This is a genomic window from Clostridium grantii DSM 8605, from assembly GCF_900129965.1.
GTDB lineage: Bacteria > Bacillota > Clostridia > Clostridiales > Clostridiaceae > Clostridium_AF > Clostridium_AF grantii.
This window is the reverse complement of record NZ_FQXM01000015.1, coordinates 14302-36848: the sequence shown is the minus strand read 5'-3', so window position 1 is coordinate 36848 and position 22547 is coordinate 14302. Positions and strand designations below refer to the sequence as shown.

The 22547-nt window shown below is 27.1% G+C and carries 14 protein-coding genes; 3 read left to right on the top strand and 11 right to left on the bottom strand.

Going from position 1 to position 22547, the window contains the following annotated elements; all coding sequences use genetic code 11:
• Positions 1–16: 16 nt before the first annotated feature.
• The 3 genes from BUB83_RS13130 to BUB83_RS13120 all read right to left on the bottom strand — a co-directional run bounded on the left by BUB83_RS13130 (position 17) and on the right by BUB83_RS13120 (position 3220).
• Complete coding sequence (locus BUB83_RS13130; RefSeq protein WP_073338925.1) at positions 17–298, bottom strand: hypothetical protein; 282 nt, start codon at positions 296–298, stop codon at positions 17–19.
• Between the two features lie 83 nt (positions 299–381).
• Positions 382–2745 (bottom strand): ATP-dependent DNA helicase, encoded by a 2364-nt coding sequence (locus tag BUB83_RS13125; RefSeq protein WP_073338924.1) that lies wholly within the window; start codon positions 2743–2745, stop codon positions 382–384.
• An 88-nt stretch (positions 2746–2833) separates the two neighbouring features.
• Complete coding sequence (locus tag BUB83_RS13120; RefSeq protein WP_073338923.1) at positions 2834–3220, bottom strand: NusG domain II-containing protein; 387 nt, start codon at positions 3218–3220, stop codon at positions 2834–2836.
• A gap of 105 nt (positions 3221–3325) precedes the next feature.
• On the opposite strand from BUB83_RS13120, the gene BUB83_RS13115 reads away from it, so the two are divergent.
• Positions 3326–4378, top strand: coding sequence for an FAD:protein FMN transferase (locus tag BUB83_RS13115; RefSeq protein ID WP_073338922.1), 1053 nt, complete (start codon positions 3326–3328; stop codon positions 4376–4378).
• A 39-nt stretch (positions 4379–4417) separates the two neighbouring features.
• Here the strand turns inward: BUB83_RS13115 and BUB83_RS13110 are convergent, their stop codons facing one another.
• Positions 4418–5599: a pyridoxal phosphate-dependent aminotransferase gene (locus tag BUB83_RS13110; RefSeq protein WP_073338921.1), complete on the bottom strand. Its 1182-nt coding sequence runs from the start codon at positions 5597–5599 to the stop codon at positions 4418–4420.
• 37 nt (positions 5600–5636) lie between these two features.
• Positions 5637–6239, bottom strand: coding sequence for an amidase domain-containing protein (locus tag BUB83_RS13105; protein ID WP_242950683.1), 603 nt, complete (start codon positions 6237–6239; stop codon positions 5637–5639).
• A 166-nt stretch (positions 6240–6405) separates the two neighbouring features.
• Here BUB83_RS13105 and BUB83_RS13100 point away from each other — a divergent pair, with 166 nt between their 5' ends.
• On the top strand, positions 6406–9459 hold the full coding sequence (locus tag BUB83_RS13100; RefSeq protein ID WP_073338920.1) for an EAL domain-containing protein: 3054 nt from the start codon (positions 6406–6408) through the stop codon (positions 9457–9459).
• A gap of 33 nt (positions 9460–9492) precedes the next feature.
• Here BUB83_RS13100 and BUB83_RS13095 read toward each other — a convergent pair whose 3' ends face one another.
• Entirely contained in the window at positions 9493–10476 is a 984-nt protein-coding gene (locus BUB83_RS13095; RefSeq protein WP_073338919.1) for a biotin--[acetyl-CoA-carboxylase] ligase, read from the bottom strand.
• Positions 10477–10696: 220 nt separating this feature from the next.
• Here BUB83_RS13095 and BUB83_RS13090 point away from each other — a divergent pair, with 220 nt between their 5' ends.
• Positions 10697–12898: an EAL domain-containing protein gene (locus BUB83_RS13090; protein ID WP_073338918.1), complete on the top strand. Its 2202-nt coding sequence runs from the start codon at positions 10697–10699 to the stop codon at positions 12896–12898.
• A 29-nt stretch (positions 12899–12927) separates the two neighbouring features.
• On the opposite strand, the gene BUB83_RS13085 is transcribed toward BUB83_RS13090, so the two are convergent.
• The 5 genes from BUB83_RS13085 to BUB83_RS13065 form a co-directional block, all read right to left on the bottom strand.
• Complete coding sequence (locus tag BUB83_RS13085) at positions 12928–14802, bottom strand: ABC transporter ATP-binding protein (protein WP_073338917.1); 1875 nt, start codon at positions 14800–14802, stop codon at positions 12928–12930.
• Positions 14799–17024: an ABC transporter ATP-binding protein gene (locus tag BUB83_RS13080; RefSeq protein WP_073338916.1), complete on the bottom strand. Its 2226-nt coding sequence runs from the start codon at positions 17022–17024 to the stop codon at positions 14799–14801. The genes BUB83_RS13085 and BUB83_RS13080 overlap by 4 nt, the downstream gene beginning before the upstream one ends.
• A 5-nt stretch (positions 17025–17029) precedes the next feature.
• A complete protein-coding gene (locus BUB83_RS13075) occupies positions 17030–17518 on the bottom strand; it encodes a MarR family winged helix-turn-helix transcriptional regulator (protein WP_073338915.1) in 489 nt (162 codons plus the stop codon).
• Positions 17519–17719: 201 nt separating this feature from the next.
• Positions 17720–20191: a bifunctional diguanylate cyclase/phosphodiesterase gene (locus BUB83_RS13070; protein ID WP_073338914.1), complete on the bottom strand. Its 2472-nt coding sequence runs from the start codon at positions 20189–20191 to the stop codon at positions 17720–17722.
• Between the two features lie 83 nt (positions 20192–20274).
• The gene (locus BUB83_RS13065; protein ID WP_073338913.1) at positions 20275–22284 is read right to left on the bottom strand and encodes an MASE3 domain-containing sensor histidine kinase; all 2010 of its coding nucleotides are present in this window, start codon (positions 22282–22284) and stop codon (positions 20275–20277) included.
• Between the last annotated feature and the right edge of the window lie 263 nt (positions 22285–22547).

The following is a 22547-nucleotide window of genomic DNA, read 5'->3' as shown; positions in this document are numbered from 1 at the left end:
AAAAATTTATTCAATTTTATGCTATTAAAGTTCTTTCGTCCATTATAAGCATTTCATATCTGTACATTTTATTTTCTGCAAATCTATTATTGTCTGCTATAAATTTAGCTTCTTGTATGTCTTTTGCCTTAAAAGTAAAGGATCCACCGTATTTATTACAGTACCCTCCACCTATTAAATATTTTCTTGAGTTTTCTATACCTGCTTTTATGATGTGAGCTTTTTTTTGTATGTTTTCCCTATTAGCATCAATAATAGAATAATTTACCCTTACAATTAAATTTCTTTCATTTATCATATTCCTGCTCCTTCTCATAAAGCATAATTCAAAATCTTTTTCTCTCCAATGTCTATATTTTTATTATATAGAACATTTGTTCGTTAGTCAAGCTTTTGCCAGAAATTTTTTAATTTTTCTTGTAAATTCAACATATTATCTACTTTTTCGTAATGACTCCATTCATATGGATATAAATTAAGATATTTATTACTAAGAAATCTATCATCTATTAATAAAGCTATGCCTTTGTCCTTTTCTGTTCTTATTACTCTACCTACAGCTTGCATCACCTTGTTCATACCAGGATACACATAAGCATAATCAAAGCCCATTCCGTTTTTTTTATTAAAATAATCTTTTATAATATCTCTCTCAAAACAAATTTGAGGAAGTCCTACTCCTACTATGATAGCCCCAGATAATCTATTACCTACTAAGTCTATTCCTTCTCCAAAAATTCCTCCCATAACTGCAAAAGCAACTAAGCTTTTATCTTCATCAGCTTTAAATTTTTTAAGGAATTTTTCTCTATCCTCTTCACTCATACCCACACTTTGACATATGACTTTTATGTTATTGTATCTTTGTTTAAAACTTAAAAATACATTGTCCATATATTTATAAGAAGGGAAAAATACTAAATAATTGCCTGTGTTGGCCTTAACTATTGTATTAATCATATCCGCAATTTTTTCATAGGAATAATCCCTTAACCTATATTTTGTAGAGGTTTTTCCATCTACTAATAAGCCTAAATTTTGTTTTTCAAAAAATGATTTTAATCTAATTCGGTAAGAAGTCTCCTGTCCACCTAATAAATCAATAAAATAATCCATAGGTGATAAGGTAGCTGAGAATAATACAGCTGATTTTCCTCTTTTTAGTGCTTCTTTTAACTGAGTAGATGGATCTAAACAATATAATTTCAATCTAACATTATTATCTTCTAAGGATTCACCATAAGTTATATATTTTTCATCATAAGAATCTATTGTTCTTAAAAATGTAAGTGCATTAAAATAAAATTGAAGTATTATTTCTTTTACTTCCTCTGAAGAATTAATATGTTCCATAAGCCATTTTTCAGCTTTGTTTGTAAACTTAATTAATAAAGCTGTTAATTCTTTCGGAACTTCCTCTTTTATAATAAATTTATCTTTTTCTTCACATTCTTTTCTTAATTGAACAAAAAAGCTATTAATCTTACTAACTATACTTGATAATTCTTTAGCACTATCCTTGCAAGCTTTTTTTAATTCTAGTACATCCTTTTTAAAAATTTCTGCTGAAAACATTTCTCTAGCTCTATCTACTAAATTATGAGCTTCATCTACTAGAAAAACATAATCCGTACCTTCATCTCCAAATAGTCTTTTTAAATGAACTCTTGGATCAAAAACATAATTATAGTCGCATATTATTCCATCCGCCCAAAAAGCTAAATCTAAAGAGAATTCAAATGGACATACACAATGTTTTTCTGAATATTTTTCAATATTATCTCTTGATAAATTTTCTTCTTGAAAAATTTCGAATATAGCTGCATTTACTCTATCAAAATGACCTTTAGCATATTTACATACCTCTGGATCACAATTTACCTCTTCCTTAAAGCATATCTTTTCTTTTGCTGTTATAGTTAAAGTTTTAAATCTAAGCCCATTTTCTTTTAATAGCTCAAAAGCTTTTTCTGCCGCTGTTCTTGTAATAGTTTTTGCTGTAAGGTACATTATTTTTGAAGTAAATCCTTTTTCTAAAGCTTTTACCGTTGGGAATACCGTGGCTAAAGTTTTCCCTATACCCGTTGGAGCTTGAGCAAAAAGTATTTCCCCCTCTTCTATTGTTTTATAGGTAGCTACAGATAATTTCCTTTGTCCTTCTCTAAATTCAGGAAATGGAAAGTTGAGTTCACTTATAGACTCATCTCTTACTTTTATCCATTGTTTAAGCTCTTTAGCCCATTCCATATAAGAATTTAATAAGAAAAAAAATTCTTCTTGTAGCTCCTTCAATGTATATTCTTTTTTAAATCTTTTTATGTCTCTTGAATCTATATTATAGTATGTTAATTGAATACTTATATTTTCTAACTGGTTTTCAGTAGCATAAAAAAAACCATAACATTTTGCTTGTGCCCAATGTTTTATATTGTAATCTTCTTCTAAAAAGTCTAATACTTTTGTAGTGGTTTTTATTTCATCAATTATAACTTCATTTTCTTCTTTTATGATTCCATCTGCTCGTCCACTTACTTCAATAGTAGTATCTTCTTTTTGTAAAATATATTTTAAATGCACCTCTGCATTATAATTATCTCCTGCCGCCTTTTGTATACGTTGATGAGCTTTTGTGCCCTCAACCATTCTACCACTTCCTATAAATGTAGATGTTAAATCTCCTGACTTAAGGACAAATTCTACTAAATGCCTCACAGATATTTTTATTACTTCATTAATATTGCCCATAGTATCTCCCTTTGCTTTTTATGCAATAAAGCTTACGCCATAGCGCAAGCTTTCATTGAACAATTATTCATTATTATTATCATCATAACTAATTTACTACTGCATCTACTTCACTAGTTCCTGTTCCTTTAATTTCCACTACCACTTTATGCGGCAAACAAATTATACTTTCCCCAATTTTAGTAATAGCTCCACCTTCAACACATACTTGATCTGGACAATCTGCTTCCTGCATATAAACGTTGAACCCTTCTACTACTATTATATTCTTACCATCTTCTGTTTCTAAGCTAACTGTGTCATTAGCCCCTTCAGTTAAATTAATTTTTTTATAAATTTCCCCATTAACCTGAATTTCAGCATAAATTTCTTTGGAATTTTGGGCTACTAAATAATTATTATATTTAATTCCTCCATAAATCAAGCCTGCTAAAACTAATGCTATTATTATTATAATAAAATCTATTTTCTTCATTTTATCACCTATTATTTTTATATTTTATCTATTCTTTATTTTATCCTTAATCAGTGTTATAATCAATTCTAGTTTAAAATAATACTAAATATTCTGGGGGGAATTATGAAAAAAAACAAACTTATTGTAACCATATTTTTATTCATTATTATAATAGCATCCCTTTTTTATTCTATAATTAATAAAAAAAATGCGGGTTCTACCATTGCTGAGCCTATTTCAAAATCCGGGTATTTTCTTGATACTCTCATTGATATAAAGTTATATGATAATGGTACTGAAGAAATGATAGATGAAATGTTCACTATTCTAAAAGATATTGAAGGTAAAATGAGTATTCATATAATTGATAGCGAGGTTTCAACTATAAATAGTAACTCAGGTGTAGATGCTGTTAAAGTTTCCCCTGATACACTAGCTGTTATCCAAAGAGGAGAATATTATTCAAAGCTTTCAAATGGTAATTTTGATATTACTGTTGGACCTTTAGTTTCTCTTTGGAATATAGGAAGTGATGAAGCTAAACTTCCCACTCAAAATGAAATAGATAAAGCTTTAAATTTAATTGACTATACAAAGGTTACTATAGACGAAGCTAATAGTACTGTAAAATTAGAAGATGAGAATATGTCAATTGACCTAGGTGGAATTGCTAAAGGATATGCTGCTGATAAACTAGCTGAGTACTTAACATCAAAGAATGTAAAATCAGCTCTTATAAGTTTAGGAGGAAATATATTTGCTCTTGGTTCAAAAGCTAATGGCGAAGATTGGTCTATAGGTATTCAAAATCCTTTTGATACAAGAGGCGATTACTTTGCTATATTAAAAGTATCTAATAAAACTGTAGTTACCTCTGGTGTATACGAGAGATTTTTGGAAGTAGATGGTGAAATTTATCATCATATATTAAGTCCCTTTAATGGCTATCCTGTGGACAACAATCTCATGAGTGTTACTATTATTGCTGATAAATCCATTGATGCAGATGGTTTATCTACAACTATATTTGCCTTAGGAGTGGATAAAGGCTTAGAATTAATAAATTCCCTTGATGGCGTTTCTGCTATTTTTGTAACAAAAGATAAAGAAGTTTATATCTCAAGTGGAGTGGATAATTTCAGTATCTCTAATAATGAATTTAAACTTATGGATTAAATTGATAACAAAGAGCCCTAATAATTAGAGCTCTTTCTCTTACTTAAATTCAGCTACAAGTTTCTCAAAAGCTGGTATAGATTTTTCAATCATTTCCATGGTAACGCAATATGACATTCTAAAATATCCTGGACATCCAAATCCAGAGCCTGGTACTAATAATATATTATACTTTTGCGCTGCTCTTACAAAAGCAACATCATCCTCAATTAAAGCTTTCGGAAATAAATAAAATGCCCCTTCTGGTTTAACTATTTCAAACCCTAATCTAGTTAAATTCTCATATAAATAATCTCTTCTAATTTTATATTCATTAACATCTATTGCTGCATCTAAAGAATCTCCAATAACCTTTTGAAATAAACCAGGTGCATTGACAAAGCCTAAAGTTCTGTTGCAATAAGCAAGAGCTGAAACTAATATTTCCCCATCTTCAATTTTGCTACTAACCCCTATATATCCTATTCTTTCTCCTGCAAGTCCTAATGATTTACTATAAGAATTAACAACAATAGCATTTTCAAATATACCTAAAACTGCTGGAATTTTAACTCCATCATAAACAATCTTAGAATAAGGTTCGTCTGAAATTACGTATATTTTTATGCCTAACTCTTTTTCTTTTCTCTTTAAAACTTCCTCCATAGCTTTTAATTTATCTTCTTTATATATAACTCCCGTTGGATTATTTGGAGAATTTATAATTATAGCTTTAGTATTTTTATTTATAGCTTCCTCCAATATTTTTAAATCAGGTTCAAAAGTTTCTTTTTCCGTAGGAATAACAACAGCTTTTCCCCCCACATTATCTATATAAGTTCCATATTCCACAAAGTAAGGTGAGAAAAGTATAACCTCTTCTTCTTCATTTAATAAAGCCTTTAAGGTAACATTCAATGCTCCTGCTGCTCCTACAGTCATAATAATATTTTCTGGAGATATATTTATTCCACTTTCTTCTGAAATCTTAGCCGCTAATTTTTCTCTTACATCCACATATCCTGCATTACTCATATATCTATGTACACCCTTAACTTCATCAGATGTATATTTTCTCAATGCTTCCATAACTTCCTTAGGTGGTTCTAAATAAGGATTACCTATACTATAATCATAAACATTCTCTGCCCCGTATTCTTTTGCAAGTCTTGCCCCTTCTTCAAACATAGCTCTTATCCAAGAAGATTTTTCAAGACTTTTTACTATTTTGTTTGAAAACAAATTAAACACCCCTTTTCTATATTATGAATATTATACATCAATCTCCAATAATTTTATATAAATAAATCTTTCTATCTTTATCTTTAAAATTACTAATATATTCATACAAAGAAATATAAATTCTATTTGCAGAATGCTGAGCCATGTATAAGTCTGAAATATTATAGCTGCTATTATAAGTTTTGTTTATTATAATTTGAGTATGATTAGGTGTATAGTTATTTGATTTTTTACCATACTGAATAACGTCCCCTACTTTTAAAAATGAATAAATATCTTGAAAGTTATCCAATACATCACTAGATATGATTTCAATATATTTAAATGCTTTATTATTCCCTAATCCATTTTCATTTCCCCAGTATCTTCTAAAATATCTAGCCCCTCTCCAAGTTAATGAAACTCGACTTAACTCATTAGCTTTATTAGTATTGGAAAACCATGAATCTAAATCATCCCATTCATTGCCTCTAAATTTAATTCCTCCTGCTTTTATACACTGTGATACAAAATTTGCACAATCGTGATCCTCATAGTAAGGATATTCCTTGATATTGGGTGTTAATGCATAATACTTAGCATATTCTACAGCTTTTTTTCTATCATATTGTATTAATTCATCTTGAAGATTATATTTCAACCTCTTATACTCCTTTATCTTATACATTAATATACTATATTCTATGCTAATTAATCAGTTTTTGATTTGCTTTATTTTAATAAAAACAATACTTAAAAAAATTGGTTATTTTGTCGAAGAAAAATGATATAATGTATATAGTTTGAAATTAAATTGGGGTGTAATCATGAAAAATAATAATGAATATAAATTCAGTAAAAATAAAATCGCTTTAAAAATTATTTCCTTATACTTTTTATTTGGAGTTTTATGGATAACTTTATCTGATAAAGTTTTGGATTATTTAGTTAAAGATGTAAACACCCTGAATAAGCTACAAACTTTTAAAGGTATATTTTTTGTAATACTAACTTGCATAGCTCTTTACTTTATAATTTTTTATGTAATTAGATCTTTAGTTAAACGTCATAATCTATTAGTAAAAAGTGAAGAATTCTATAGTAATTTATTTAACAATGGTAAACTTCCATTTCTTATAATTGACCCTGATTCTGGTTATATTCATAAAGCTAATAATGCCGCTTTAGATTTTTATAAATATTCTTTAGATGAAATAACATCCTTAAAATTATCTCAAATAAACATGCTGCCTTTAAAAGAGCTTACCTTGAAAATAAATGATTCTTTAAATGAACAACAAAACTTTTTTGAATTTAAACATAAATTATCTACTGGGGAAATAAAAGATGTAGAGGTTTTTAGTGGTGCTATAAATTTAAGCAATAAAACTTATCTTTACTCTTTAATTACTGATGTGACAGATAGAAATTTATCAAAAAATAAGTTAAGAGAATCTGACCAAAAATTTAATATGTTTGCCAATTACTTAGAAGCTGGTTTATTTATAAAAAAATTAGATGGTTCTTACTACTATGCCAATAAATATGTTGAGTCAATTATAGGTGAAAAGAATTTAGAAAATAAATATTTCAAAGATTTTATGAGTAATGAAGAAACTGAACTCACTGATTACTATGACAAAAAAAGCTTAGCAGAAGGTAAAATTTCTTATGAACAAGAATTTACTGACTGTAATAACAATCCTCGCATATTTAAATGCCTTAAATTCCCTATTTATAGAACTAATGAAGAACCCCTCATTGGTGGCATAAATTTTGATGTTACAGATTATAAATTAGCCGAAAGCAAAATTAAAGATTTGGCTTTTACTGATATAATTACTGGATTAAAAAATTTCAATTATCTAAAAGAGAATTTCAATAAAATAGAAGATAAAAATAATTTAGCTATTATCTTTATTAAAATAACAAATCTTTTAGAACCTTCTGAAATTTTGGGGGATGCCTTTGAAATTAAATTAATACAAGATTTTGCAGAAAGATTGAAATTTATTTTGAAAGAAAAAGACTCTCTAATTTATTTCGGCAAATACGAATATATAATTATGATTAATCCTAACACTTTAGAAGAATCCATCGAATCTTTTTCTAGAAAGATAGAGAGTTTAATAATTTCTCCTTTTATTGTTGATAATTATGAGATAACCCTTAACTGTAAAATAGGCATAAATATTAATGAAAATAATGATATTGATTTATCTACCTTAATATCAAAAGCTCGTATGGCAATTACAAAAAAAACATATCTTGATTCTGCATCTATATACTACTATACTAAGGAACTAGATGCTGAAGTTAAAAAACAATTTGATCTTGAATATGAACTTAGTCAGGCCATTTACAATGATGAGCTTTCTTTAGCTTATCAGCCAATTGTTAATACTCTTACAGAAAAAACCTTTAAAACTGAAGCCCTTTTAAGATGGAATAATAAATCATTTGGCACTGTGCCTCCTTTTGAATTTATCCCTATAGCTGAAAAATCAAACTTAATTTTGAGTATTGGTGAATGGGTATTAAGGAATGCTTGCCTTCAAATTAATGAGTGGATTTCCCAAGGTATTGAGCCTTTAATAATTTCAGTAAATATATCTGCACGTCAAATGGAGCAAAATAATTTTTTAAACTTAATAGAAAATATTTTAAAAGAAACTTCAGTTAATCCTAAGTTTCTAGAATTTGAAATAACTGAAAGTATGGCCATTAAAGATACTACTAATACTTATAAAATATTAAATTTTTTACATGAGTTAGGCATAAGTATTTCCATAGATGACTTTGGAACAGGATATTCTTCCCTTTCTCAAATCAAGAAATTGCCTGTTGATACACTGAAAATAGATAGATCTTTTATTAAAGATATTAATGAAAATTTAGATAGTAATACTATGGTTTCTGCAATACTTTCTATTGCTAAAAATTTAAATTTAAGAGTTGTTGCTGAAGGAGTTGAAACCTTAGATCAATTTGAGTACCTTAGAAAAAATAATTGTGATTTTATTCAAGGGTATTTATTTAGTCGTCCTATTTTTATTAATGATTTCAATGATTTTATAACCAAACCTACTGCCTTTCACAAAAAAGTTTTAAAATTAAAAGAAAACATTGATAAACAGGAGTACTTTAAATATATACAACCCTTTGTTGAAAATACAAATTCAAACCAAATTTCTGCATTAGGATATTATTCATTAAATGGTGAAGGCGCCTTTATAGAGTCAAATAGAATTTTTCAAGATATGTTAGGCTATAGTTGGTCAGAGCTTGAAGGCAAACCTCTTCAACGGTTTTTATCAGATTCTGATGTTGTTTCATGTACTCGTAAAATTTCTAGCAAAACGAAGAATATGAACTGTATTATTCAATTTAAACAAAAAAATAATTCTCCTCTTTGGGTAGAAGTAGATGCAGAAAAGTTTTTTAATGAAAATAATGAGCTTGTAAAAATAATTTGCTTGGTAAAAGATTTATCTTTAGGATACAATTTAGTAAAATCAAATTTTGAGAAAAGAAAACTCTATGAATTAATATTTGATAAAGCCCCTTTAGCCTTTATAAAATGGAATACCAATTTCATTGTTGAAGAATGGAATAATTACGCTACAAAAATTTTTGGATACTCCTTGGAAGAGGCTTTAGGTAAAAACTTATTAAAACTTATTATAAAAGACATGGATTTTAAAAAAGCTCTCCATGTTTCTAATAAACTTTTCACAGGGATTCCCATTTCAAATAAATTTTATTGTAAAACTAAAAGTGGTGAAGAAATATTTACAGAGTGGTATTATGAACTACTTTATAATGATATTGGTGAAGTAGATGGTATTCTATCTATTACTAAGAAAATAGATAATGTATAAAATAAAAAGCCCCCACGTTTAGGGCCTTTTATTTTATACATAACCATTCTTATCTCTTACTGATATTTCCCCAGAAATAAGTTCTTTTGTATTTCCATCTTTATCTTTAATTATTAAATATCCTTCATCACTTAATCCACAAGCATAAGCTAGATATTCTTGATTTCTATCTATTATTTTAACTTCTCTACCTATTAAAATAGAATTTTCTCTACAAATATCTATGGATTTTTCTAAATCATTACTTTCTACAAACTGCTTATATAAAGGTTCTAAATTATTTAATATTTCAGCAACAACTTCTTTTCTTTTTAATTCTTTACCACTTTCAATTCTTAAAGAAGATGCCTTTGATTTTAAATCCTCTGGTATATCTTCATTATCTAAATTTACATTTATGCCTATTCCTACAACTACATAATTCACATGATTTATTTCTGCATTCATTTCTGTAAGAATCCCACATACTTTTTTACTATTTACAATAATATCATTGGGCCATTTTATTTTATTTTCTATACCTAGTTTAAAAAATGCTCTGTTTACTGCTGCTGCTACTACTTGAGTTATTTTTGAAACATAAATTGGATTAATATCTGGTTTTAGAATTATAGACATCCAGACCCCTTTATAAAGAGGAGATACCCAATTCCGTCCCAATCTCCCTCTGCCTGCTGTTTGTTCTTCACTAATTATTACCGCACCATCTTTTAAAAAATTAGCATTGGTTTTAGCAAAATTATTAGTAGAATCTATTGTTTTATAATATTGAATTTCACGGCCTAATAATTCTGTATTGAGTAAACTCGCTATTTCATCATAATTCAACAAATCTGGAGATGAAACTATTCTATAACCTTTTCTTGATATAGATTCTATTTCGTATCCATCTTCTTTTAGTGAATTCATATGTTTCCATATAGCGGCTCTGCTTACTCCAAGTTCCTCACTTATTTTTTGCCCAGATACAAATTCTCCGAAATCATCTTTTAATAGTTTCAATATATTGTGTTTCACAAAGTTTCCTCCTACAATTACATATTGATATATTATAGCATATAAAATATAAATAAAGCTTGTATGTTACAATTTACAATAACATTGTTTTTTCTATTATATAATACTTTAAATTCCCTTGACTCACCATTCCTAATGTCTTATAATTCAAGTTATAACACATATTTTTACAAAATTCTACATTTACAAAATATAAATTTTACTTATGGGGTTTTATAATATGAATAAATTTTCTTTAACTCGAAAACAAAAACAGCATTTATTGTACTCTTCTATTGCTTCTATTATGCTTATTTTAATTTTTGTATTGATTATTAAAGTTTTTTCTAACTATGTTATAAAACAAACAAAAGATTCTATGAAAAAAACCGCTACTGACTACTCTCTTTTTTTTGATCAAGAGATTAAGTCCTCTATGTTTTTTATACAAATTTTAGGTGATTCCTTATCAAATGAATTAATCTCTACTGATTATCCTAGCCTAACAAATATATTTTCAGAAACTAATTCTTCAAATTATATGATTTCCTCCTTATATTTTATTTATAATGATTCCGGCCTTGGTATCGATTCAAAAGGAGAAATTTCGCTAATAAATATATCTGTGGATTTAAGACAAAGACCCTGGTATGTAAATGCTATTAATTCAAATAGCCCCGTTTTATCTGATTCCTATAAAGACATAAATACTGATAAAACTTGCATTACCATTAGCTATGCAATAAAAAAAGATGGTGATATTGTAGGTGTTTTATCGGCAGATATGTTTGTTGATTCTTTAAATAATTATTATAACACTATTTTAAGTAATGAGGTTCATGATATCTATGTTCTTTCTTCAAACAATTCAATACTTATTCATAAAAATAAAGATTTCATATCTAACTCTTTCAATGAAATCTTAAACAATGAATCATCCAATAATTTTTTTGGAATTGATGCTTTTCCATTAAAAAATATTGAAGAAACCCAAACATCTACTTTTCTCCATTATATTAATATAAACAACGAAAAAAAATTAGCTTATTATACTACATCTTCTTTCTCATGGAAAATACTTTGCGTTAGTAACTATACTAATATACTCTTAGCTAATTCTAGAGAATTTGTTCTTATTATTTTATTTAGTTTTTTTATATATGTCTGTATTATATGGGTTATAAACTTAAATATAAATAAAAGCTACAAATTTGATGCATATACTGGTTTATACACAATGAATGAGTTAATTTCATTTTTGAAAAAGAAATCACTTACTTCTAAAAGTTATACCACTTTATTTATCAGCATTATAAATTTAGAAACCCTTAGAAATTTTTTCAACTCTGAATTTGAGGAAAATATTTTATTAGAATATACAAATATAATAAAAACTATTTTTTCTAAAGAATGTAGAATAGTAAAAGGCCGTAACGATACTTTTATCTTATATTTTTACCATCCATACAAAAAGAATATTCGTTTCCTTATTGAAAAAGGAATTTCTGAACTTTCAAATACAACCTTTAAAATAAATAATGACTCAATAAAATTAACTTCTTCTTTTACTACAATTGATTTCACTTCTGAAGAAATTGAGGATATCAAAAATATATTACCAAATTGCGAAGAAATAATAAATAAACAAAAATTTTCACCAAACACTCTAATTCAATTAAACTATACTGATTTAACCAAAGAGGAAAACAAAAACAAGAAAAAATTATTAATCATTCAAGAAGCATTAAAAAATAAAAGTATAATTCCTTTTTATCAACCTATTTTAGATATACAAAATAATAAAATAGCTAAGTATGAAGTGCTGATGAGAATAAATAAAGATAGTGAATATCTTGCCCCTTATCCTTTTATCGTTCTAGCGGAAAAATATAATTTAATAGAAGAAATAGATTTATGTGTTTTGGAAAAATCTTTAATCTACAAAAATACTATAGATTTAGAAGATAAATTGGTTTTCTCCTTTAATATTTCTGGTAAAGCATTAAATGATGATACTTATTTAAGAAAAGCTACAAAACTTGTAGATAAATACTCCATTAATCATAAAAATATTGAGTTTGAAATTACAGAAACTGAGAACATTAATAATCTTGATATTCTTAGAAAAAATATTTGTAAATACAAAGATAAATCTTATAAGTTTTCTATTGATGATTTTGGAATAGCTTATTCATCTATAAGTTATTTGAAAAATATTCCTGCTGATTATTTAAAAATTGATGGCTCCTTTATAAAAGATATAAATGAAAAAGAAGAAAATCTTTATTTAGTTAAAGCTATTGTAGCTATGGCGAAAGGTTATAAAAAGAAAACTATCGCTGAGTTCGTTGAAAGTGAAGATATTTTAGTAACCTTAAAAGAAATTGGTGTTGATTATGCCCAAGGATACTTTATAGATAAACCAAAAGAAAAAATCCAGTAGACTCTACCGGATTTTTTCTTTAAATATTTTTAGCTTGCTTCACTATTTTCAAACTGACTATTATAAAGGTTAGCATAAAATCCACCCTTTGATAAAAGTTCATTATGACTTCCTTGCTCTATTATATCACCATTATCCATAACAAGAATTATATCTGCATCACGAATAGTTGATAATCTGTGTGCTATGATAAAGCTAGTTCTATTTTTCATAAGATTATCCATAGCTCTTTGAATTTGAACCTCAGTACGAGTATCTACGGAACTTGTAGCTTCATCTAATATAAGAATTTTGGGATCTGCAAGAAAAGCTCTAGCAATAGTCAATAATTGTTTTTGTCCTTGAGATACATTAGAAGCTTCTTCATTTAGCATCATATTGTATCCATCTGGTAAAGTATGAATAAAACTATCTGCATGTGCTGCTTTTGTTGCAGCAATAACTTCTTCTTCAGTGGCATCAAGCTTACCATATCTTATATTTTCCATTATTGTAGCATTATAAAGCCATGTATCCTGTAATACCATACCAAACATTGATCTTAGTCCATTACGAGTATACTCAGTTATTTCATGTCCATCTACTAAAATAGCTCCACTATTAACATCATAGAATCTCATTAATAGTTTAACAATAGTAGTTTTTCCTGCTCCAGTAGGGCCAACAATAGCAACTCTTTGACCTGGCTTAATAGAAGCTGAGAAATTATTGATTATTATCTTATCTTCATTATAACCAAAGTGTACATTTTTGAAATCTACTTTTCCTTCTACTTTATCTAAAATTACAGCATTAGTATTTTCTGCTACTTCTTCTTCAACTTCTAAAAATTCGAAAACTCTTTCAGCTGAAGCCGCTGTTTGTTGAAGAATATTTGATATATTAGCTATTTGTGCAATTGGTTGAGTGAATTGACGAACATATTGAATAAATGCTTGAATATCTCCTACTTCAATAGTTCTTTTTGCTGCTAGATATCCTCCAAAAATACTTACTGCAACATACCCTAAATTTCCTACAAATTGCATCAAAGGCATCATTATGCTTGTAAGGAATTGTGCTTTCCAAGCTACTCCATAAAGCTGTTCATTTAATCCTTCAAATTTTTCAACACTTTCTTTTTCACCATTGAAAGCTTTCATTACTACGTGTCCACCGTACATTTCTTCTACATGTCCATTAACGTGACCTAAATAGTCTTGCTGCTGTTTAAAGTAAACCTGTGATCTTTTTACTATTGCCATAATAAGTACCCCAGAAATAGGAAGTACTATAATAGCAACTAAAGTAAGCTGCCAACTTATTGTAAGCATCATTATCAAAACACCTATTACAGTAGTTACAGATGTTATTATTTGACCTAAACTTTGATTTAGTGTTTGGCTTAAAGTATCTACGTCATTTGTAACACGAGATAATACCTCTCCTTGATTTGTATTATCAAAATATTTAAGTGGAATTCTATTTATTTTTTCTGAAATCTCTTTTCTAAAACTATAACTTACCTTCATAGCCACATTACTCATTATCCACCCTTGTATATAACTGAATAATGTACTTAAAACATATAATCCTACCAAAATTAGAATTACTTTTTCTATATAATTAAAATCTATATCACCTGTACCTGAAATCTTCTTTACAAGTCCATTAAATAGCTCTGTTGTTACATTTCCTAAGATTTTAGGGCCAACTATTGTAAATGCTGCACTAGCTATTGCAAAGATTAAAACTATTAGCATAGAAAATTTATAAACACTTAAATGTTTAGTAAGTTTTCTCATTGTGTTTTTAAAATCACGAGCTTTTTCTCCTCCAGCTAACATAGCACCTGGACCATGTTGTGGCCCGCCTCTTTTCATTCTTTGAGGTGAGTTTTTTTGTCCATTATTATTTTCACTCATGCTAATTCCTCCTTTGAAAGCTGTGATGAAGCAATTTCTTGATAAGTTAAACAATTATCCATAAGTTCTTTATGGGTTCCTTTTCCAACTATTCTACCTTCATCAATTACTATTATCTGTTCTGCATTTCTTATAGTAGCGATACGTTGTGCAACTATTATTACTGTATTGTTTCCAGTTTCTTTTTTAAGCGCTTTTCTTAATGTTGCATCTGTTTTAAAATCTAGTGCTGAAAAACTATCATCAAATATATTAATTTGAGATTTTTTCATCAATGCACGTGCAATTGAAAGTCTTTGTTTTTGTCCTCCTGAAACATTACTTCCGCCTTGAGAAATTTCCATTTCTATTCCTTTTTCATTAGTTTTAACAAATTCCATAGCTTGTGAAGTTTCTAAAGCTTTATTAAAGTCATTTTCATCTGCAGTCTTATTAGCATATCTTAAGTTAGATTCTATATTCCCACTAAATAAAAATCCTTTTTGAGGAACATATCCAACATTCTCACGAAGTTCAAATTGAGTAACTTCTTTAACATCAACACCATTTACAAAAACTTGGCCTTCTGTAACATCATAAAATCTAGGAATCAAATTAACTAAAGTTGTTTTTCCTGATCCTGTTGACCCTATAAATGCAGTAGTCTGTCCCGGCATTGCTTTGAAACTAATATTCTTCAACATATCCTCTTCTGCTCCTGGATATCTGAAAGAAACATTTTTAAATTCTACAACTCCATTATTATCCTTATCAAATTTCTTTGGATTTTCTGGATCAATTATTGTAGCTTCAGTTTCTAAAACTTCTGAAATACGTTGAGCTGATACTGCTGCTCTTGGTACCATAATAAACATAAATGACATCATTAAGAAAGCAAATATTATTTGCATTGCATATTGCATATATGCCATCATATCTCCTACTTGCATAGTTAAATCTGCAATTTGATGAGCTCCCACCCAAACTATTAACAAAGTAATTGCATTCATAATAAACATCATAATTGGAAATAATGTGATCATAACACGACTTACAAATAAATTAACATCAGTCAAATCTTTATTTGCTTTATCGAAACGCTGTTCTTCAAATTTTTGAGTGTTAAATGCTCTTATTACCATCATTCCAGAAAGATTTTCACGCGTAACTAAGTTTAATCTATCTACTAATTTTTGGATAGCTTTGAATTTTGGTAAAGCAATAGAAAATACAACTGAAATCAATCCTAATAAAGATATAACTGCCACAACTATTATCCAAGACATAGAACTACTCTTGTCTATCGCTTTAATTATACCTCCTACCCCTAAGATAGGCGCATAAAATACCATTCTTATCATAATAACTATAAGATTTTGTATTTGCGTAATATCATTTGTAGTTCTTGTAATTAATGAGGCTGTAGAAAATTTATCTAACTCTGTATTAGAAAAACTCTCAACCTTTGTAAATACAAGTCTACGTAGATTTTTTGCTAGTCCTGCTGACACCTTTGAAGCTAAAAAACCTACAATAACTATACATACTGCACTTAATAAAGATAATACTATCATCAAAAATCCAGTACTAAAGATATAATTACTTTGAATTTTATCAACATTCATTCCTAAAGCTTCATACTCAGCTTTAACTGCGTTAGCAGCACCTTGTACTATAATGCTATCTCCTAACACTAAAAACGTTTTGTTCATTTCCTCACTAATTTGAATTCTTTGTTCTGCTGGAAGAGAAGAAAACATAGCAAACAAATCTGTATCTGCTGGAATTTTTGTACCATTAAAATCTATTTCTCCATCCACAGCATTTTCTTTCATTTTTTCTATTCCTGAAATGGCTAAGAAAGCTTTTCCTATTATAGGGTTTAAAACGTCTATTTCAGAATCATCTATTTCCTTTAAAACATAAATTTCTTCATTTTCTAGCACTGGGTAGTCTTTTAAATATTCCTCATAATTTTCATTATTTTTTTCTACCAGAATATAATTTTGTGTTATTTCTAACCTTTCATTATCATCAACAAATAAAACTAATTTATCCATCTCACTTTTTCTGATAGCCTCTGGAACTGCATTCTCAATACCGCCTTGTTGAATACCAATATTAACGATATTAGACATGTAGTCTGGTAAAGCTAGATCTAACATAGCTTGCGCATATAATAGAACAATAGCTAAAATTATGGTGGTTATAAATGGCTTTAAATACTTCGTTAGTTTAACCATATATCTTACTCCTCGCTTATCTTATTTTTTTTATAATTATTAAAAAAGCATTCTTCTGTATTACAAGAAGATGCTAAGTTTTCTTCCATTTGTGATAATAATTCAATTAATATATTCTGCTGCTCTTTACTAAAATTTTCAAAGCATTGTTCATCTATAGTTTTCATTGCTTTTCTTACTTTTTTACAAACAGCTTTTCCTTGGTTAGTTAAGTAAACTCTTGAAACACGTTGGTCATTTTTATCCTGCTTTCTTTCAACTAATCCAGATTTTTTCATTCTATTTATAGTAACAGTTATAGTAGCTGGTTTTATATTTAACTTTTGTGCTAATTCTTTTTGACTTTGGCCTTCTTCTTTTTCAAGTGCAAATAAAAGACCATGTTGTCCAGGATATATTCCTAAATCTTCAAACATATCTCTCATTTTACATAACCTTAGTTTTATTACTCGTGAAAATAAAAGGTAAATATTTTCAAGATTCTTTTCATCCATTGTATACTCCTTTCTATTTGTTTAGTCGACTAACTAAATTATATATTAGCACTATCTGTAATTATGGTCAATGAATTTAAGCTAATTTTAATATAATTTTAATATTTGTTATTTTTAAAAATGCACTAGGATTTTACAACTCCTAGTGCACTAAATAAATTCTATAAAATTCAATATTTTTTTATTTTTATTTGATATGTACTACACACTACTAATATTCTTTCCTTCTATAAGCATTTTTTCAAATTCAATTGAAGGTACTGGTCTACTAAAATAATATCCTTGAATTTCATTGCAATTTTGATTTCGCAAGAAGTTTAATTGTTCCTTTGTTTCAACACCTTCTGCAACAACTTTTAAATTTAAACTATTTGCCATATTCATTATTGCTATAGTAATAGCTGTATCCGTTTCATTGTTTGTTATTTCATCTATAAATATTTTATCAATTTTTAAAATGTTAGCTGCAAATTTTCTAATATAACTTAAGGATGTATATCCTGTCCCAAAATCATCAAGTGATATTTTAATTCCCATTTTCTTAAGTTTATTTAGTATTTCTATATTTCTATTTGTATCCTGCATTAATATACTCTCTGTTATCTCTAATTCTAAAAGTTCTGGATTATACTCTGTTTCTTTTAAAATATCTTCTATTATGTCTATAAAATTATTTTGTTGAAATTGCTTTACAGATATATTTACTGCAACTGTTAAATCAGCATATCCTGCGTTTATCCATTTTTTGTTTTGTTCAAGAGCAGTTTTTAAAACCCATTCTCCTATAGGTACAATTAATCCTGTTTCTTCTGCTAGTGGTATGAACTTAAAAGGTGCAATTATTCCTTCTTTTGGATGAATCCATCTAATAAGAGCTTCAGATCCACTTATTTTTCCAGTTTTAATGTCAACCTTGGGTTGATAAAATAAAACAAATTCATTTTTATCAATTGCTTTTCTTAAACTTCTTTCCATATCCAATCTTTCATGTGCAACTATATTTAAAGTATTTGTGTAGAATTGATAATTATTTCTTCCATTTTCTTTAGCTCTATACATTGCCATATCTGCATTCTTCATGAGAGATTCAAAATCTTGTCCGTCTAATGGATAAGTACTTATACCTATACTAGCGGTAATAAAATACTCCTTATTTTCAAATATAAATGGCACTTGAAATACATCTAAAACATCATTTGCAATATAGGTTATTTCTTTTTGATTATCTATAAATGGAATAAGAATATTAAATTCATCCCCGCCCATTCTAGATACAAAGGCTTCTTTTGGTATATTTACTTTAAGTCTTTTGGCTACACGTTTTAATAATTCATCTCCACTACTATGTCCTAAAGTATCATTAATAAATTTAAATTGATCTAAATCAAGATATACTATTGCTAAGCTACTATTATCTATACTTGCATGTGAAATAGCAAAATCTACTCTTTCTTTGAATAATACTCTATTCGGAAGTTCTGTTACATTATCATAATAAGCCATCTTACTAATTTTAATTTCAGCCTTCTTTAATTCTGTAATATTAGTTGTAGTAGCTACTATTTCTACAACTTCTTCATTTTCTATAATAGAGGATAGTGTTACATAAAATGTTTCCTTTTCTCTCTCAAATTCAAAACTAGAATCTTTTCCTTTAAAAACCTCTTCACATGCTATAATTAATTTTATAGCAGTACTTTTATCTAAAACCTCATCTGGCTTTTTACCATAAACATTTTCGGTAACTAATCCAAATTTTTCAGCTATTTTTCCTTCCACCAATGTAAATTCAAAATGTCCATCTTCATTTCTTTTTAATTTAAAGACCATGTTTTGAATATTTTGTATTGTTCTTTTAAAATCATTTTTAGATTCTTTTGCAACTTCATACAAATAATCTGCTTTTCTACTTAACTGATTTTGTAAATTAACCATTTCTGTAATATCCATCAAGGTTCCCGATGTGCCAATAACATTATCATCATCATCCATCAATAATACTACATAAATCTCAATCCACTTTAATTCTCCTTCTTTTGTAATATATCTATTAGTCTCTCTATAATAATCTATTTCTCCATTAAACAAAGAAACTAATAATAGCTTATTTTTCTCTATATCATCTTTGTGAATAAATTCCCAATAATACTTATTTAAACTTTCTGCTACTGAAAATCCAGTTACTTCATTCCATGCATTATTTAAAAAAATCCATTTGCCATCTAAATCTGTTTTAAAAATAACTTCTTGTACACTATTTATAACTTTTCGATAATTATCTCTGCTTTTTAAAAGAGCTTCTTCCGATTTATCTCTTAATTGTAAACTTTCTAAAAGAGTATTAAACCATTTTGATAATTGCCCTATTTCATCTTTTGAATCTACATTTAATCTAGTATCTAAATCCATTGTACCATTTTTCAACTTTTCGAAATACTTTGTGATTTGCTTCACTGGATAAAGATATTTTCTAGTAATAATACTTGTCAGTAACATTATTAACAGAAAAGAAATGCTAAGAAAAGCATAAATTACATTATTTACTTCACTTTGGCCTATGTATTTAGTTCTATTTAATATTAAAACTCCAAATAACAATAACGGTAAAAAGCTAGTCATTAGAAGGTATAATGCTAATTTTTTAGTAATACTAATGTGTTTTAGTCTTTTCATACTTTCTCACCCCTTGGTCAACTAAAAAATTACAATACTATACATATTAGTTATCGACAAATAGTAATAATATTTTATACTCTTTATTTTAAATATATATCTGAAAATTCGATATTCATTTTTTCAATAATATTGTTTTCTTTTAAAATACTTTCACTTTCTTTGGATGCACAAATTTCATCATAAACATCTACCACTGGAAATTTAATAAAAAAACTACTTCCTTTTTCTAGATTTTTTTCTGCCCAAATAACTCCTCCTTGCAATTCTACTAATGACTTCACAATATAAAGCCCTATCCCACTTCCTTCATTTTCTCTATTCATCGTCTTATCAATCTTTTCAAATCTATTAAATATTTCTTCTTTCTTGTTTTCTGGAATTCCTATTCCATTATCCTTAATTAATACTAAAACTTCTTTATTTTGATTTATATTAATAACAACTTCAATTTTGCAATATTCGCCACTATATTTGATAGCATTAGATAATAAGTTAAGTATAATTCTTTCAATATAATCAATATCACATAAAATATAAATTTCTTCTTCCTCCGTATCAAAAATAATATCAATTTTCTTGTATTCAGCGTAGCTTACAACTGATTGTGTTATTTCTTCTATAAGCTGAACTAAATTGATCACATTAAACTTAGGTTTCATAAACCTAGATTTAATTTTTGTAGAATCAATAATATTATTTGTTATTCTTATTAACCTAAAACAGTTTTGGTTAATAATTGAATTGTATTTTTCAATGGCTTCTAAATTTTTTTCTTTTAAAAATATCTTTTCTGTTTGAATTGCACTATAAATAACATTAATTGGGGTTCTTAATTCATGAGATATATTGGAAAAAAATTCATTCTTTAACTCATCTTCTTTTTCTTTTTCTTTTAATTTAGCAATAATTCTTTCTGTTTTTTTCTTATCTCCAATATCTCTAAAAACTGATATATATAATTTTTTTTCATCCCTATAGATACAAAGTGTTGATATTTCAACATTTACCTTTATCCCATTTATTGAAATTTCACGCTCTACAGGAGCTTCTAAATTTTTTTCCTCTTTTATACTGTTATCTTGTATAATTACTTTTGTTTTACAATACTTTATAAAATCAAATTTTTCTTGTAGTAATTCACTTTCATCTTTTATATTAAACATTTCTTTAAATCTTTTATTTACATAAATAATTTTATTATTTTCTTTTTTTATAATGCCGTTTGGGAAAAAATCTAGAATTTTTTTATACTTATCCGCTTCATTTTCTATTATTATATTTGCTTTTTCTAAATCTTCTGCTTTTTTGTTTAATTTATTAAATATATTGTTATAAGGATCTAAAATTACCGCTAAAAATATAACTTTATACATTAAATAAATAGAGATTCCTTTATTTATATGTCCCAAATAATTAAACACATTATACTGTTCATTGAAAATGATAAAATATACTTCTCCAATAATCTTAAAAATCAATGAATATTCTAACATTTGTAGAGTATTAAAACTCATTTCATTAGTATATTTTCTATAGAGAAATATAGTTAAAGTATACAAACTTATTATAACAAATTCTAATATAACTTTAACCTTTGTTACTCCTAAACCCTCAATATAACATTGTGGAAAAATTTTAACTCCAAATACTAAAAAAAATAGAATTATGACTATTAGTAAATTAATAAAAATAGTTTTTACTACATTTATTTTTCTTTTGATAAAAAATACTGAACAAACTAAAGCTATTGCTTCATAAAGTCTAGCTACTATTCTTAATTGTATGAAAATATTTGTATTATTTGTATAAATCACAATGCCTTCAGATGACATAGTATGAACAAAATCCATTAAACCTACAAATCCATATATTATACCTAAATAAGTAAACATTTTATTTTCAGAAACTTTACTAGTTCCAACTGCTATAAGCATTAAGCTAAATCCAAAAATTATACCTACCACTTCAATACTTATATGAAATAACAAAAAATTACGGTTACTAAAAAACCAAAATAAAATACTGAGTAGTATTATTACTATAAATTCTATTCTTTTAAATAATTTTATTTGATATTCTATTTTTTCCATAGCATCCTCCAATATATTGTTATATTTTAAATTATAATATATTATATCATATATTACATAAAAATTATGTCGCTTTATAGTTTCATTTTTCTATTAATAATAATTATTTTTTAATAAACTATTTACTTTTCAGAATATTCGTGTTATTATAAATACATAAACAAATTAACAAAATTTATATCAGTACACGAAAGGTAAGTGATACCTAAAAATATTAACTTTCATAAGTAAACCAAGACACTATACAAGTATGGAAGGGGACA

Excerpts from the sequence above, each read along its gene's own strand:
- BUB83_RS13065 (WP_073338913.1), bottom strand. The coding sequence starts at position 22,284 with ATGGAAAAAATAGAATATCAAATAAAATTATTTAAAAGAATAGAATTT.
- BUB83_RS13100 (WP_073338920.1), top strand. The coding sequence starts at position 6,406 with ATGAAAAATAATAATGAATATAAATTCAGTAAAAATAAAATCGCTTTA.
- BUB83_RS13080 (WP_073338916.1), bottom strand. The coding sequence starts at position 17,024 with ATGGTTAAACTAACGAAGTATTTAAAGCCATTTATAACCACCATAATT.
- BUB83_RS13075 (WP_073338915.1), bottom strand. The coding sequence starts at position 17,518 with ATGGATGAAAAGAATCTTGAAAATATTTACCTTTTATTTTCACGAGTA.
- BUB83_RS13090 (WP_073338918.1), top strand. The coding sequence starts at position 10,697 with ATGAATAAATTTTCTTTAACTCGAAAACAAAAACAGCATTTATTGTAC.
- BUB83_RS13070 (WP_073338914.1), bottom strand. The coding sequence starts at position 20,191 with ATGAAAAGACTAAAACACATTAGTATTACTAAAAAATTAGCATTATAC.
- BUB83_RS13130 (WP_073338925.1), bottom strand. The coding sequence starts at position 298 with ATGATAAATGAAAGAAATTTAATTGTAAGGGTAAATTATTCTATTATT.
- BUB83_RS13115 (WP_073338922.1), top strand. The coding sequence starts at position 3,326 with ATGAAAAAAAACAAACTTATTGTAACCATATTTTTATTCATTATTATA.
- BUB83_RS13125 (WP_073338924.1), bottom strand. The coding sequence starts at position 2,745 with ATGGGCAATATTAATGAAGTAATAAAAATATCTGTGAGGCATTTAGTA.
- BUB83_RS13120 (WP_073338923.1), bottom strand. The coding sequence starts at position 3,220 with ATGAAGAAAATAGATTTTATTATAATAATAATAGCATTAGTTTTAGCA.
- BUB83_RS13085 (WP_073338917.1), bottom strand. The coding sequence starts at position 14,802 with ATGAGTGAAAATAATAATGGACAAAAAAACTCACCTCAAAGAATGAAA.